We start from the raw sequence: 14,428 nt of genomic DNA on the forward strand, positions 1-14,428 counted from the left end.
TACCCTCATTGAACTCTTGGTGGTGATTGCGATCATCGCCATCCTCATCGGACTGCTTCTGCCCGCCGTGCAGAAGATCCGCGAGGCCGCCAACCGCATGAGTTGCTCCAATAACCTCAAGCAACAAGCGCTGGCCTTGCACGGCTACCACGACGTCAACAACATGTTGCCTCCCGGCGCCGGCAACGATGTGGCTCCCTTCGGCAACGGAGGGGTGGGCTGGGGTTCATCGTGGAAAGTGTACATCCTCCCCTATATCGAGCAGACGGCGATTTATTCACAATGGCAGTTCAACAACAGCAGCGGATACACCAACGGGACAAACGGGCCACTGATCAACAACGTCACCATCAAGCCTTACCGTTGTCCTTCTTCGCCGGTTCCTCCCTTCAACAGTTGGAACGGCATCAGCCGGATGCTTACCTCTTACACCGGAATCGCCGGGTCGGCGATCACTCCCGGCGGGACGGGAACCTATTCGCAAGGATGCTGCAACGGCGCCGGCTCTTATGCCAGCGACACCGGCGTTCTGTTTGCCGGCAGCATGATTTCGTTTGCCTCGGTTACCGATGGCCTGAGCAACACATGGTTTATCGGCGAACAGAGCGATCATGTTCGCGATGTCAACAGACAACCAATCACCGGGTATAGTTCCGGGGTGGGCAATAGCTCGGGCATCTATGGATGGGCCATGGGGGCGGCGCACAACACCGGTGGACAGCAGAGCGGTTGGGGCGACGGACGCCACTTCAACTGCACCTCCGTCCGATACATGATCAATCAAACTGGCTGGACGACTTCCGATCCCGGCTCCGGAGCGAACGGCTTGAACAACGACGTTGGCGCCAATTTTCCCCTCAATGCCGCCCACACCGGCGGGGTGAACATTGGCATCGGCGACGGGTCGGTGAGATTTGTCAGCAGCACGACAACGCTGGCGGTCGTCGGGGCGTATTGCACACGATCCGGCGGCGAAACCGTCCCGTAATGATTTGACCAGATCGCTTGTCGTAAAGTGACGGCTGTGGGTCCGCTTCTGCGCAGGCAATCCACAGCCTTTTTCGATTTCACGAGAACATCGGATCGCTCAGCCACTTTGCCCACGCCCGGCCGAAGTCATTCACCGGGCGAGGGGAAACACCCCCTCGCCCGGTTCCATTGCCGTCTGCGGTCGGGAACCGTTCCCCCAGGGTCGCCAACACTTTCTTGAGTGCCCGAAGCGTTTTGTCCGGGCTGAGCCGTCCGCCCTTGGGACCATGAGGCATCCGGTTGTCCGAATGCCGCCGCAATCCCCGCAGCGCCGTCTTGAGGTCCTCGCGCACGGCCAGCGAGCGATCCCGGTGCGACTTCGTCGTCCGGGCCGCGTGGCGCTCCGATTGTCGACTCCACCGCGTGGTGCCGGTCAGGGTGATCAGCCAGCGACTCACGTCCGCGTCCGACCATCTTAGCGCGGCCGGTTCGCCGATTTGCAGGCAGGTCTGGGCCAACCGCCACCACCGCGTCCCCGAGCCACCGCCGCGAGGGATCGGCCCGGCAATACGCGATGATCGCCCGCACTTCGGCGTGGGTGTAGCAATACCGCGAGGTGCCGGTGGGTTTCTGAAGCGGGTGGCGAAACAGGCACGAGGCCAGCAGCAGCCCCCTCGCCGACCATCCACTTCGGGATCTGCTTGAGCACGGTCAGCTCAATGTATTGCGTCTTGTCATGGTAGTCGTTCTCCTCCAGCCAGTGGTTGTGCCCGTCCAGGACCGCCTTGGTGACCTACTGCCAGAATCGGAGCCCCCCGGCTCGACCGCGTCCGCCGGAAAGCACATGCGGTGACAGCCTTTTTCACCATGTCAACCGGTCTCCTCGTCTCCTTGTCATCGTTCATCCGCTAAAATGCCCCGAGCCATCCACGGAAGAGGTTGATCGTGAAGCCACTTGATGCATTAGTGAGTCTGGTTCGGGCCGACGGCGGTTGGGGTTATCAACGGGATCAGGAAATCCAACTGGAACCCACTTGCATGGCCCTGATGGCCCTCGCCGGTCATCAAGCCGCCTACGCGGATCTCATCGCCCGCAGCCGGGCGGCCCTTGAGACCCAGTCCGATGGCAAGGGCCTTTACCGCCTGCTGCGGGGCCGGCCGGAAGCCTTTTGGCCGACTGCACTTTCTCTCGCCGCACGCGCGGCCCTTGGCGAACCGAAGGCAAACCGAGAGGCGTCCATTCGCCGATTGCTGGAGGTTCGCGGCCGGACCATCATTGGCGACCCCGAGGTGGACAAGATTGTTGACATTGACACCACCAAGGTCGGCTGGCCATGGGCCGATGGCACATTCGCCTGGGCCGAGCCGACGGCGTGGGCGGTGCTGGCTCTTCGCCTCAACGGGGAGGGGGATCACCCCCGCGTGATCGAGGGGGTGAAATTGCTGTTGGACCGCTGTTTCGAGGATGGTGGCATCAATTATGGCAGCCGCCGGATGTTGGGGATCATCACCGAACCCATTCCCGGCCCGACGGCGATTTTTCTGCTCGCCCTTCAGGGAAGCGACGACCCCCGCGTGGCCGCCGCCCGCCAATATCTGATGCGGGTGGTCGAACCGATGACCGACTTGGAGCACCTCGGCTGGGCGAAACTGGCGCTGGCCGCGCACGATCACGACCCGGCCGTTCGGGAGTTTTTGCCCAAACTCGACGCCCAAATCCAACGCGCGTATGACACGCAGACCGCCGAGGGGCGGCCGGTCAGTGTCTTGCGGCACGCCTTGGTTGAACTCGCCCTGCATACTTCCGAACGGCACCCATTGCGGCTCACGGGGGAAAACGCCCGGCCTGTTCCCGCAACCGGGGAAACCGTTCCCCCTGCGAAACCGCAGGCCCCCCCGAAGCCCGGATTTGTCGAGGGGATCAAGTCGAAGGTCCGCAATTTCATGATCCGCGGTCTGGGGGCCATGAGACAACCGCCGGAGTTCGGGAGCATCCACATCGGCAAAGCCCCGGAATATGAGGGCGATCTGCTCGCGGTTCTGAAGGGCCAGTACGAACATTACCGGCCACATCTTCCGTTCGCGGGCAAGCGGATTGTTTTGAAGCCGAATCTCGTCGAGTTTCGCAAGGCCCAGGTGATTAACACGGACCCGCGATTTATTGACGCCGTCATTCAACTCTGCAAAGCGGAAGGGGCGGCCGAGGTCATCGTCGCCGAGGGGCCGGGCCACTGGCGAAACGTCGAGTTTCTCGTTGAGGAATCTGGCCTCGGCCGGGTGCTGCGAAAACACGATGTGAAGTTCGTGGACCTGAACCACGACGAGCCGGTGAAGGTCCCTAATCTGGGCCGGACGACCGGGTTGGATTATCTGTATATGCCGCGAACGGTCATGTCGGCCGATGTGTTTATCTCCCTGCCGAAGATGAAGACCCATCACTGGGCCGGGGCCACGCTTTCGTTGAAGAATTTATTCGGCATCATGCCCGGAATCTGTTACGGTTGGCCGAAGAACGAGCTGCACTGGCGCGGGATTCCGAACAGCATCATTGACATCGCCCTGACGCAAACGCCGCACATGGCCATCGTTGATGGCATCGTCGGCATGGAAGGTGATGGTCCCCTTTCCGGCGATGCCCGCCATTCCGGTGTCATGGTGATGGGTCTGGACTTGGTGGCCGTGGACGCAACGTGTTGCCGGTTGATGAAACTCCCGGCCGGGCGAATCCCCACGCTTGTTCTCGGAAATCTCATGAAACTCGGTCGATTGGCCGAGGCTGACATTCCGCAGATTGGCGAAACCATCGCGTCGATGGCCCAGGATTATGTCTGGCCGCCAAAGATGGAGACGATATTGATGCCGGAGAAACCCGCCGTTTGACCGGTCGTCGATTGGGCTGTCCGAACTCTCCTTGATTGTCACTGTTTGATGCGTCACTTGGAGATTTTTTCGTGAATCGTTGTGCTGTCTCCCTTCTTCTTGGCGCCGCCGTTTTTGCGACCGCCGCCGAACCGATTGCGTATCCCGATCACTCGAAGCTTCTCGTCGTCCGCGATGCCGCCGGGAAGGAGATGCCGATCGCCGACGAAGCCGGTTGGAAACAGCGCCGTGCCCACATTCTGGCCAACATGGAATTGGTGATGGGGCCGTTGCCGGAGTCCAAGAAGAAAGTTCCCTTCGATGTGAAAGTCAGCGAAGAAAAGGACATGGGAACCTACAACCGCATCAAGTTCACAATGGCCGTCGAGGAAAGGGACCGGCTGCCGGTTTATCTGTTGATGCCCAAGAAACGGGAAGGTAAACTCCCGGCGGTTGTCTGCCTTCATCCCACGCATCAAATCTTGGGCAAGGGCGTCCCGGTGGGATTGGGTCCAAAGGCCGACCGGCATTACGCGGTTCATCTCGCGGAGCGGGGCTATGTGGCCATCGTCCCGGATTATCCGCAAATGGGGGAGTACAAAGTGGATGCCTACGCCCTTGGTTACCAGAGCGCGACCATGAAGGCGATCTGGAACCACATGCGAGTCGTTGATTATTTGCAATCATTGCCGGAAGTGGATGGCAGCCGAATCGGGGCCATCGGCCATTCCCTTGGCGGGCACAACTCGATTTTCTTGGGTGTCTTCGACGAACGCATCAAGTGCGTTGTCTCCAATTGCGGTTTCAACAGTTTTCCAAAATACATGAAGGGGAATGTGACCGGATGGAGCCACCTCGGATATATGCCGTTAATCAAAACGAAGTATGAGGCCAAGGGGGACAAAATTCCTTGGGACTTCACGGAAGCCATCGCCGCCCTCGCCCCTCGGGCGTTTCTGGCCAGTGCTCCGGTGAGGGACAACAATTTCGAGGTGAGCGGCGTGAAGGATTGCATCAACGCAGCCGAACCGGTGTACAAGTTGCTGAAGGCGGGGGACAAATTGCAGGCCAATTATCCGGACTGCGCCCACGATTTTCCCGATGAGGTGCGGGAAGTGGCCTTCAAGTTTTTGGACAAGCATTTGGGAAAATGAAGCGGCGTTCTCAATCTTGCCTAATTTTGTCAAACAATGGCACAGATATTGCTAATTTGTGAGGTTCGCCCGTCCTCTTCGTGATTGAGAGGTCGATATGGAACCTGAGATACCCGAAGCCGTCTGGTTGCCTGATGTGGCGACATCCCCTCATCCCCGTTACGACGAGCTTCCTCCCTTTTCGGCCATTCCCCGGCCCGAGTCGGTTGCGGACGAGGAGGAAGACATGAATGCCAAAGAGTTTCCGCCCCCAAATGTGCCGATTCCACCCGATCCTCGCGTTCGTCCGAGAGAAGAGCCGGATGAGTCGCCGTTGTGAAATAGAAAGAAATCCGGCCGGAAGATTCGTTCCCCGGCCGGAACGGCCCGTATTGGATATGGATATTTTTCGCAAGTCCCCGGAGTTCGGCAGGTACTCGCTTGCCCCGGGGCGTCGCGTGTGGTAAACCCATAGTGAGCAATTCTTTTGGCGTGCATCACAGGACTATGGCATGTCGTCTCCCCGGCTGCTTCTCGAACGAATGATGCACCGGCAGAGTATCGCCGTGCCAGGTGATTCGCTCGCCAGTTACGCCCTCCTGAAACTAATTCCGACCGGCGAAGGTGGCCCCGGCCTCCCCCTCACGCTTGTCTTGTGCATTGACATCTCTGGTTCGATGTACTGGTCCGACGGGGCGGGCAAGTCCCGGCTGGACCGCGTGCGGGAAGCCTCCACGGCGGCTGTTTCAAAGCTCAAACCCACTGATCGCGTGGCGTTGATCGCCTTCGCCAACGGGGCCGAGGTTGTGTTGCCCGTCACCCCGGCGGCCGAGGCGGCCACCATCGCGGCCACGCTGGACCGGATCGATTGCTTCAATGTCGATCAGGCCGGCACGACGATGAACGAGGGGTTGCGAAAAGCCATCGACGTGTTGAAATCCCCCGACGAGGCAGGCCGACTTCATCAGGTGGTCGTGCTGACCGACGGTGAAACTTCCGGCGAAGGGGAGTGCCGGGAACTCGCCGGGCTGGCGGCCGAGCAAAAGGTGTCCTTCAGCGTCATGGGGGTGGGGACCGAGTGGAACACCGCCCTCATCAAGGACATGGCCGCTCGGTCCAACGGCCGGTGGTACTACATTGATGCCGATCAATCCGAGGAGGCCATGCGGGTCTTCTTGGCCGAATTCGACCGGCTTGCGGACGCGGGCTTGGTGAATGTCCGCCTGGAAGTCCGGCCGATGAAGGACATCAAACTAAAACGGGTCCGGCAGGTTGCCCCGCAAATCCAAGAATTGCCTCTGACTCCGGGCGACAAATTGCTGATCGCCCAACTGGGGACGCTTGAGCAGTCCACCCCGTCCAAATACATCCTTGATCTCAGCCTGCCCAAGCGGCCGGACGGCAAGTACGTCGTCGCCCAAGTCGAAGTGAAATATGAACTCGGGGACGGACAGGTGCATTCCACGGGACCGATTCCCTTGGAAATGGCTTACACCGCCGTCGCCCACGGCTATGTGAACGCGGAAGTCGCCCGCCATATCGACGAAGTCCAGATTTTTGAACTCAACAACAACTTGCAGACGGCCATCATCACGGAAAAGGTCGATGATATCCGCAAGGTGGCCCAGCAAATCTCCCGCAAGAGCACCGTCCTCGGACCGCGAGGTGCTCGCAAAACCATGCTCGCCGAGCAAATTCTTCAGGAACTGGACGGAGCCGGCAAGGTGAGCCGCAAGACGATGCTGGCCGTGGATGATGCCGTCCGCAGTACGGACGAACCTGTCTCAGCGGTGAGAAGAATCCTGATGACTCGTGGCGACGTGGATGATGCCGTCCGCAGTACGGACGAACCTGTCGGCGGTTGATTCTCCCTGTGTCTCCCGGAGCGCTTTTCGATGAAATGCCCGTCCTGCGGATATGAGAACGAAGATGGCGCCTTGTTTTGCGAGCATTGCAAAGCCGATCTGGACATGCCTTCCGCCACCCCACCGAACAAACCAATACCCATGAACGAAGAAGACACCGCCGAACAAACCCCCGTGCCGATCACGCTCAGCGAGGTCTTAACACCATCTGGGATACCCATCACCCTCGAACCGGTGACGCCCGAAGTGGCCGCCCCGCCGACGATCGGCATCTATCAGCCGGACGAAGCAATCACGACAAAGGATTACAACTCCCCGCCGACGATTATGCCGGTCGCGGAGCCCCCGCCCGCCCTCGGGAACAAACCGCGACTGGTGGTGTTGAGGGGCATGAAGATCGATATGCAATATCCCCTGTATCCGGGGAAAAACTACCTCGGCCGCACGGACGACAAACCCGTGGACATTGACTTGGACGACCAAGAGGCCCCGGATCGGATTTGGTGTTCCCGGCAGCACGCGGTTATCTCGTTCGAGAACGGACAGTTGACCATTGAGGATTTGAACAGTCTGAACGGCAGTTTCGTGAACCGGGCGAGGGTTTATCCCGGCCAGTCCAAGGAACTGCGGGAAAATGACGTGATTCAAATCGGAACCGTTCACATGAAGCTACTCCTCGGCTGATACCCCCATGCCCCAGGTCGTTCCCTGTCCGGCCTGCGGGTGTCAGCTCAACCTGCCGGCGGCTCTCTCCGGCAAGCCCGTCCGCTGTCCGAAATGTCAGCTCACCTTTACGGCCCCAGAGTCCGGACTGGAATGTCCGTCCTGTTCGGCCGTCGTTCCTCGATCTGCCGATAGCTGTCCAGATTGCGGTTTCCTCTTGCGCCTCACGAAGATTGAGGAATCGGAGGAACGGCCGAATGTCTGCCCAAACATCGTCTGCGGCACGCTGAACCCGCCGGGCGAACGCCTTTGTCGGCGGTGCAACACGCCGATTCCCAGCGCTGCCGGCCAGATGATTGCCAACCGTTATCGCATTGATTGTTCCCTGGCGACCGGCGGTTTCGGCATTGTCTACCGGGGCACGGACATGAAAACCGGCGACGTGGTCGCCATCAAGGAGATGATCGCACCCGAGCCTCGCGAGTTTACACTTCGCAAGACATTCTTCCGGCGCGAGGCCGAGATTCTGGGAATGCTCCAAAGCGCCCCGGCAGTTCCCCGGTTGCACCAATTCATCGATTTGCCCACGGCGGCGTATCTCGTGCTGGAGTTCATTCCTGGGGACAATCTCCTGAACCACTTGGAAAAACCGGGCGCCAGGCCGTTTCCCGTACCGCAGGTGGCGCAATGGGGCATCGCCGTGTGTGACGTGCTGGAACAAATGCACCGGATGAATCCGCCGTTGATCCACCGCGACATGAAGCCTGAAAACATCATGTTGATGCCGGACGGCCGCACGATCAGATTGATCGACTTCGGCACGGCCCGCGAACTCGGGCACACGATCCGCGAACGCGGAGTGGCCAAGACGAAAGTGTATACCGAGGGATACGCCCCCCCGGAGCAGGTAATCGGCCGGCCCGAACCCCGGAGCGATGTGTTTGCCTTGGCAGGCACGCTCATCCATCTTGCCACGGGCCATGCGCCGGAAGGATTTTTCACGGGGAAGGAAATCCTTGACCATCTCGCTGATTACCCGGTCGCCGACCGATGGTTTTACGAATTAATGGCGATCAATCTGAGCGAGGATCGCAATGATCGTTACTTCGAGGCGGCGGCCCTGCGGCGGGATCTCCTCAAGCAAGCAGTCCTGCGGGAAGTGCAATGCCCGGCCTGCAAACGCTTCTCGCCCGCCCGTGAACCCTACTGCCAGCACTGTGCGGAGGCGCTGTCCCCGGCGGGTTCGTTCTGTGCGTCGTGCGAGCGGGCCAATCCCGTGGGTTGCCGGTTTTGCACGGGATGCGGATCGCGATTGTCCTGACGGTCGGAACATGCCAGGCTTTTCGGAACTTCCCCATCGAAAAACACTTGTGATGGGTTACCATGTCTGATAAGCCCCTTCGGAATTCTCAACACCGTGACCGAACCCGATATTAGTTCCGACTCGACTCCGCTTCCCACAGAACCCATCTTGGCCGGGAAGTCGGACCACACGCTGACAGTCGGCGGGGATGACTCCGAGGTTTCTGCCCTGGCCATTTGTCCCCAATGTCAGGCGGCACGTCCGCCGGAGGGGGATTATTGCGGCGAGTGCGGCTACATCTTTTCTTCCGGTAATGCCGAGACTAGTTCCGATATTCCGTCGGCCTTGATCGGCGGGCGCTATCAACTGGAGGCCCTTTTGGGTGCCCGCTCCGGAGTTTTCCGGTATCGGGGGGTGGACACTGGCACGCCGGAACATCCCGTGCAGGTGCTTGTTCTCGCTCAGACCGTGCCTTCGCTGGAGGAGGCGATTATTCCTTCGGAACATCGCCAAGATGTCGATTCATCCACCCACGAATTTGATCTTCCGGAAGACGGACAGGAACAGGCGACGGAAGAGTTGGAGGAAATCTCCCCCGGCGCGGGACGCTGGCCGGGGACTGCCTGGGAGCAGGGGATTCTCGTTCGGGCGGCTCATCTCTCCCTGCCCCGGTTGATCGACGCATTCACCGAGAACGGAACCAATTACCTGATCGAGGAAGCCGCGACGGGAATTCCCCTTTGGGAAGCTTGGGACGGCGAGGCGGCCACTTGGGCCGAGCGCTGCGGTTGGCTGATCCAGATTGCCGAGGCCATCGAACACCTGCACACGGCCGGGGCAATCTTGGAAGGGCTTCGCCCGGAGATGTTCGTGATCTCCCCGAGCGGCCAAGCCATCCTTCGGGATCTGGGTGAGTTGTTGCCCTTCCCGCTGCCCGGAAATGTGCCGTTGAAGGGGAGTTTTTCCACTGCTCCGGAACTGGTCCTGACGCCGGGGGAAGCCACCGAACGAGCCGACTTGTATGTTTTCGGAGCCTTACTCCACGCCCTGTTGATGGGCCGCGAACTCACGGAACTCGACTTTAACCTCACCGGCCAGCCACGCTCTTACATCGACCGTTGCCCGGACGTCAGCCCGTATCTCGCCCGTGTGTTGAGCAAAACCTTCGTGCGGGAAATTGAAGACCGGTTTCCCACCGGCGATGGCCAACTGACGGACCCGACCGGATTCCGTGAACTCATCGACACACTAAGGACGTGCCAGCGCAACCTCGATTATGTCCATCACGACATGGCATCGTGGTCCAACACCGGCATGATCCGGTCCGGCAACGAAGACGCCGTGGCCATCTTTCATAGCAGTGAATCCCGGCTGGATGACCGCGATGACGTCGCCTTCATCGTTCTGGCCGACGGCATGGGAGGCATGGAAAGCGGCGAGGTGGCGGCGGCGATGGCCGTGCAAACCGTCCGGCAAAAATTATTGCTCCAACCCCCGTTTGCCGCGCTGCAAACGCCCGGTTCAGAAGTTGGCCGAGATCCGAATTCCGGTCCGGGCCAGTTTCTGAAGGGAAGTATCTTCGACAACCCGGAGAAGGCCGAGAAGGAAATCACCGCCCTGAAGACGCTGCTCATCCCGCCGAAGCAGTTCTCCGCCGATTGCCTGATGGTCCGGCCGGAAGATCGGCAATCGCCGGCCCGCAGCGCGACCATCCATCAAGACCGCGTGGCCGAAGCCATCCGATTCGCCAACAAACAAGTTTATGACGCCTCGCGTTATGGCTTCGGTGGTCGCGGCATGGGATGCACGCTCGAAGTGATTTTGATCGACGGGCCGCAGTGCGTCATCGGTCACGTCGGCGATAGCCGGGTGTATCACATGCACCACGGTCGTCTGAAAATGATCACGCGCGATCAGACGTTGGTAAGTCGACTGGTCGAACTCGGGCACATCACCGAAGAAGAAGCCGAAACCCATCCCCGGCGGTCGGAACTTCAACAAGCCATCGGCGGCCGCGTCGAAGTGGTTCCCGAGATGGTGACACTCACCCTTTCCGAAGGGGACTGGTTGATGGCCTGTTCGGACGGCCTTTCCAATCAATTGCACATCACGACAATGGAAGCCGTCCTCCGGGAATCCCCCTCCGCCGAGAAGGCCGCCCGGAGGCTCATCAACATGGCTATCCTGAACGGGGCCAACGACAACGTCACCGTGGCCGTCGTCCGGGTGTCGTGATCGTCAAAGCAAAGTGTTTGCGGGCCTAGCCAGGCTTTCGCAAGCCGACCGAGTATAAGACTGCAATCCAGTTTATGAACCACTCACCTCGCGGTAACGGTCCCGCACTTGGGCGGGGGTGGCGGTTCCGGTTGTTCCCAGTTGTTGCACGGTGATTGACGCCACCAGATTTCCGAAAGCGGCAGCCTCTCGCATTGTCAACCCGGAGACGACGGCACAGGCGATGCCGGCGCTGGTGCTGTCTCCGGCCCCGACGATGTCGATGGGGCCGTTCACCGGATACCCTGGCACATTCTCCAACTCCCCGTCGGCCGAATACAAGTCGATGCCTTGTTCTCCTCGTGTGAGAAACACGGGCCGGCCAAGACCAACGGCGAATTGGGCCGCTCCACCCGGATAAGATTCGGCCTCGCGGGCGTTGGGCTTGGCGCTGACGCATTGGAACTGGCTGATGCGTTCCCGGCTGTCGGCCAGCACAAACCGCCCGGCGTCCTGTCCGGCCCGGTCGGCGATCCGCTCCCGTACCCTGCGGGTGATGACGCCGCAATCCTCTTCGCTGACTTGATCCAGCACGATCCACGCATCGACCTGTTCCCACCAGCTTTCAAACAGATCAATGAGTTGATCTTCCACGATGCGGGGTGTCGGCCGCCGGTTCTTGATGTCCAGTCGGTTCAATTCGTCGGCCGGTTTTCCGGGCCGGTGCAACATGGGCTTGGTGTAGGTGGGTGTTCTCGCTCCCGGACAATTCACGAGGCCGTCCAGACTGACGCCCGGCATCCGTTGCAACGCTTGCCGAAGTTCGTATCCCTCGCCATCGTCCCCGATGAGGGCCACCGGTTGGATGCTTCCGACGCCAAGAGCCACCAGATTGTTGATGATGGTTCCCAACGCTCCGGGATTGGACCGCACGCCCGTGATTTGGTAGGCATCCAGTCCGGTCTCGATGGAAGGTTCGGTCAGGGCTGCGTCAATGTCGAGATAGCGGTCAAGAAACAGATCGCCGACGAGGCCGATCCGACGATGCGGGATGGCCGCCAACACTTGATCCACGAGAACTTGGGAGAGCATGTTTACCCCGAGGCGAAAAAGCGATGGGTGTATTGTCCGGGGTCATGACGGAAACGGACAGTCAGGCCGGGACATCGTTGTTCACTCCTCTGCCTTCCCTTTCTCAAGATGCAATGATTTTTTGATTGGCCGGATGGACAAAATATCGAAGACGTGAGGGCCGTCGGTGCGGTAGCCGCCGGAGCGGCGGTCGGCGGGGTAATGGAACAGGCGGTCCACCGTGCTTTGCGAAAGGAATAGCGGACGGCGGGTGTCGTAGCCGAAGGTGCCATCCGTGGGGCGGGAACGCTCGTCACGATTGATGATCTGCGGGGATCGTTCCGGGGTCTGCGATGGCCGGGTGTGGGCGGGCGGGGATTCGGGATCGGCAGCCGTCACGGTTTCGGCCGTCAAGATGACGACCAAAATAAACAAGATTCGACGCACGCCGCCCATGGTGATATTCCGGCAGATTGATTGAGGTTGGCTCCTCGTTCACGTTCGACCCGGCGGCGCCATTTGCTTCAATCCATCCGATTCACTTCTTCGCCGGGTCGTCCGGTGGGGCCGGTTGCGACAATCGTTCCGCAATTTCCTTTAGTTTTCGGCCGGCGGTCGGCAGGTCAGAAGTCGCCGGGCTGTTGATTTCAATAGGGTCTCGCTGGAACCGCAGGAGCGGTCGAACGGCGTCGATCTCTTTGTCCAGCCCTTTCTTTCCCATCCGGTTGAAATAGTCGAGGGCGTAAAATCGCTGGCAAGCCTCGGCCCATGTCATTGGCGGGTCGGCGGCCGCGAGCTTCTTCGCAAGGATACGATCCTCCCCCGGACCGATGCTTTCATGGATCTTTGCCTCAATCGTGTTTTCCCACTCAGCGGCGGCGGCACGGGCCAACTTCGCCAGTTCGGCCGGAGACTGGCCGGGTTTCCTCATCAGTGCTTCCACCGCGTCTGTGTGCGGGATGTTCTTTTGAAGGGCATGCAATATCGGCGGCGATTCTCGGCCCAACCCTCCGGTGATGCGGGCGGGGGGCTGAGAAAATTTCTTCCGCTCGGGGTCTAGTCCCCGGTGGCACGAGAAACAATCATTCTCCGAGAGTTCGGGCCAGGCCTGCGGGGCTTTTTCTCCCAAAGTGGCCCGGTCGGCCAGCAAGCGATAGGCAGCGGTGTTCGAGGCTTGACGACCGATCACCCAATACCACGCGGCCACAGATTGATTCCGGAAGACACCGGACTTCTCTCCCCGGTCTTTCTCAACCCAATGGGCGGGCAGGCGTTCCATATATGTGGCGAAATCGAAGTTGAGCCGGGGATGTCCGGCGGCGATCAGATCGTGATTCACGTCCCGTCGGGGGGTGTTTTTGTCCGGTTCTGCTTCCGATCCCACATGGCAGCGCAGGCAGGTCATGGCCCGAACGTTGATTTCATTGAGTTGCGTCATCCCTGTGCTGACATAGGCCCTCTGGCGATTCGTCGATCCGTCCCATTTCGTGTGGGCGTCGATCCAACCGGATGAATTCCCGTGGCACGCCTCGCAACTGACACCGTCGGCGTGGATGGCCTTTGCCGCCTCTGATTTGTCGTTTGCCATCGTCGGGTTGGAGTGACAAGCCAGACATCGCGAATCTTCCGAAGCGGGTGTTGTCGTCTGAAGTCGGCGTTGTATCCCGGCTGATCGGTCGTTTTTAAGCACATCGAACGCCAGTCGATGCGGATCGTGGCCGTTGAAAATGGTGGAGCTTTCCCGCCAGCGAGTTCGGTCCGTGTCGTCGGCGCCCCAGATCGAGAGTGGTTTGGTGCGGGGCATCACCGCCCCGTGACATCCTTGGGCGGAACAACCGGAGTTTCCCACGGCGTTGTTTAGAACAAGCGAACGAGGAAGTTCATCGCCAATTCCTGTTTTGAAGAGCGTTACTTGCCACAACGAATCATCAGGTGCCTTGGTTGACGGTGTCGAAACAACGGGACGACCGGCGACGGCATACCATCCGAGGCCCACGCCCCCGATCAGCAATCCGAGAAACAAATACCGTGCGGGCATGAACTGACTCTCCTCGCCGACGGCCGGTTATTTCTTGTCGTTGTCAGCGGCTTCGGTATCGTTGCCCAAGTGTGGTTTTTTCGGTAGCTTGAACGCGGGCATCACCAGCGTGTCCTGTGGCTCGCTGAGATCCGGAACAATTCTCATCATTGGCATTTCGACCGTCGACTCCGACGGTTCTTTTTCCGGAGTCGGCTCAGGCGACCGTTTGTCCGTTGGTTTCGACATGATTGAACTCCCAAGTAAATCCCGGCGTATAAGCGTATAAAATCTCATTGACGCGAAACGCCTTGGCGTGTCAAGATAATTCCGT

13 protein-coding genes are annotated in these 14,428 nt (G+C 59.8%); 8 read left to right on the plus strand and 5 right to left on the minus strand.

Features of this window, described 5'->3' with window-relative positions; all coding sequences use genetic code 11:
- Positions 1 to 988, plus strand: a 988-nt coding sequence (locus tag BGIM_RS54005; RefSeq protein WP_063607942.1) for a DUF1559 domain-containing protein, incomplete at its 5' end; no start/stop codon positions are given.
- A gap of 79 nt (positions 989 to 1,067) precedes the next feature.
- Here BGIM_RS54005 and BGIM_RS0135365 read toward each other — a convergent pair.
- Positions 1,068 to 1,487 carry a site-specific integrase gene (locus tag BGIM_RS0135365; RefSeq protein ID WP_020474388.1) on the minus strand — a complete coding sequence of 140 codons (420 nt, stop codon included), beginning with the start codon at positions 1,485 to 1,487 and terminating at the stop codon, positions 1,068 to 1,070.
- A gap of 427 nt (positions 1,488 to 1,914) precedes the next feature.
- Here BGIM_RS0135365 and BGIM_RS61770 point away from each other — a divergent pair, with 427 nt between their 5' ends.
- From BGIM_RS61770 to BGIM_RS58815, 7 genes are all read left to right on the plus strand, one after another.
- Positions 1,915 to 3,849, plus strand: a complete 1,935-nt coding sequence (locus BGIM_RS61770) for a DUF362 domain-containing protein (protein WP_157369661.1) — start codon at positions 1,915 to 1,917, stop codon at positions 3,847 to 3,849.
- A gap of 71 nt (positions 3,850 to 3,920) precedes the next feature.
- Complete coding sequence (locus BGIM_RS0135375; RefSeq protein WP_020474390.1) at positions 3,921 to 4,982, plus strand: alpha/beta hydrolase; 1,062 nt, start codon at positions 3,921 to 3,923, stop codon at positions 4,980 to 4,982.
- Between the two features lie 97 nt (positions 4,983 to 5,079).
- The gene (locus BGIM_RS0135380) at positions 5,080 to 5,301 is read left to right on the plus strand and encodes a hypothetical protein (RefSeq protein ID WP_020474391.1); all 222 of its coding nucleotides are present in this window, start codon (positions 5,080 to 5,082) and stop codon (positions 5,299 to 5,301) included.
- A 172-nt stretch (positions 5,302 to 5,473) separates the two neighbouring features.
- Positions 5,474 to 6,826 (plus strand): vWA domain-containing protein, encoded by a 1,353-nt coding sequence (locus BGIM_RS0135385; RefSeq protein WP_020474392.1) that lies wholly within the window; start codon positions 5,474 to 5,476, stop codon positions 6,824 to 6,826.
- A gap of 30 nt (positions 6,827 to 6,856) precedes the next feature.
- On the plus strand, positions 6,857 to 7,510 hold the full coding sequence (locus BGIM_RS0135390) for an FHA domain-containing protein (protein WP_020474393.1): 654 nt from the start codon (positions 6,857 to 6,859) through the stop codon (positions 7,508 to 7,510).
- Between the two features lie 196 nt (positions 7,511 to 7,706).
- On the plus strand, positions 7,707 to 8,810 hold the full coding sequence (locus tag BGIM_RS58810; RefSeq protein WP_020474394.1) for a serine/threonine-protein kinase: 1,104 nt from the start codon (positions 7,707 to 7,709) through the stop codon (positions 8,808 to 8,810).
- 96 nt (positions 8,811 to 8,906) lie between these two features.
- Entirely contained in the window at positions 8,907 to 11,027 is a 2,121-nt protein-coding gene (locus BGIM_RS58815) for a protein phosphatase 2C domain-containing protein (RefSeq protein ID WP_020474395.1), read from the plus strand.
- Positions 11,028 to 11,099: 72 nt separating this feature from the next.
- Here BGIM_RS58815 and BGIM_RS0135405 read toward each other — a convergent pair whose 3' ends face one another.
- The 4 genes from BGIM_RS0135405 to BGIM_RS0135420 all read right to left on the minus strand — a co-directional run bounded on the left by BGIM_RS0135405 (position 11,100) and on the right by BGIM_RS0135420 (position 14,343).
- A complete protein-coding gene (locus BGIM_RS0135405) occupies positions 11,100 to 12,098 on the minus strand; it encodes a bifunctional heptose 7-phosphate kinase/heptose 1-phosphate adenyltransferase (protein WP_020474396.1) in 999 nt (332 codons plus the stop codon).
- A gap of 81 nt (positions 12,099 to 12,179) precedes the next feature.
- Positions 12,180 to 12,533 (minus strand): hypothetical protein, encoded by a 354-nt coding sequence (locus tag BGIM_RS0135410; protein WP_020474397.1) that lies wholly within the window; start codon positions 12,531 to 12,533, stop codon positions 12,180 to 12,182.
- 82 nt (positions 12,534 to 12,615) lie between these two features.
- Entirely contained in the window at positions 12,616 to 14,115 is a 1,500-nt protein-coding gene (locus BGIM_RS58820) for a multiheme c-type cytochrome (RefSeq protein WP_020474398.1), read from the minus strand.
- Positions 14,116 to 14,142: 27 nt separating this feature from the next.
- Positions 14,143 to 14,343 (minus strand): hypothetical protein, encoded by a 201-nt coding sequence (locus tag BGIM_RS0135420; RefSeq protein WP_020474399.1) that lies wholly within the window; start codon positions 14,341 to 14,343, stop codon positions 14,143 to 14,145.
- Positions 14,344 to 14,428: the final 85 nt, after the last annotated feature.

The sequence above is a fragment of the Zavarzinella formosa DSM 19928 genome (genome assembly GCF_000255705.1).
Classification (GTDB): domain Bacteria; phylum Planctomycetota; class Planctomycetia; order Gemmatales; family Gemmataceae; genus Zavarzinella; species Zavarzinella formosa.

What these genes read in the sequence shown, in the direction of transcription:
- BGIM_RS0135410 (WP_020474397.1), bottom strand. Translation starts at nt 12,533, where the DNA reads ATGGGCGGCGTGCGTCGAATCTTGTTTATTTTGGTCGTCATCTTGACG.
- BGIM_RS0135385 (WP_020474392.1), top strand. Translation starts at nt 5,474, where the DNA reads ATGTCGTCTCCCCGGCTGCTTCTCGAACGAATGATGCACCGGCAGAGT.
- BGIM_RS0135405 (WP_020474396.1), bottom strand. Translation starts at nt 12,098, where the DNA reads ATGCTCTCCCAAGTTCTCGTGGATCAAGTGTTGGCGGCCATCCCGCAT.
- BGIM_RS0135390 (WP_020474393.1), top strand. Translation starts at nt 6,857, where the DNA reads ATGAAATGCCCGTCCTGCGGATATGAGAACGAAGATGGCGCCTTGTTT.
- BGIM_RS58820 (WP_020474398.1), bottom strand. Translation starts at nt 14,115, where the DNA reads ATGCCCGCACGGTATTTGTTTCTCGGATTGCTGATCGGGGGCGTGGGC.
- BGIM_RS0135420 (WP_020474399.1), bottom strand. Translation starts at nt 14,343, where the DNA reads ATGTCGAAACCAACGGACAAACGGTCGCCTGAGCCGACTCCGGAAAAA.
- BGIM_RS0135380 (WP_020474391.1), top strand. Translation starts at nt 5,080, where the DNA reads ATGGAACCTGAGATACCCGAAGCCGTCTGGTTGCCTGATGTGGCGACA.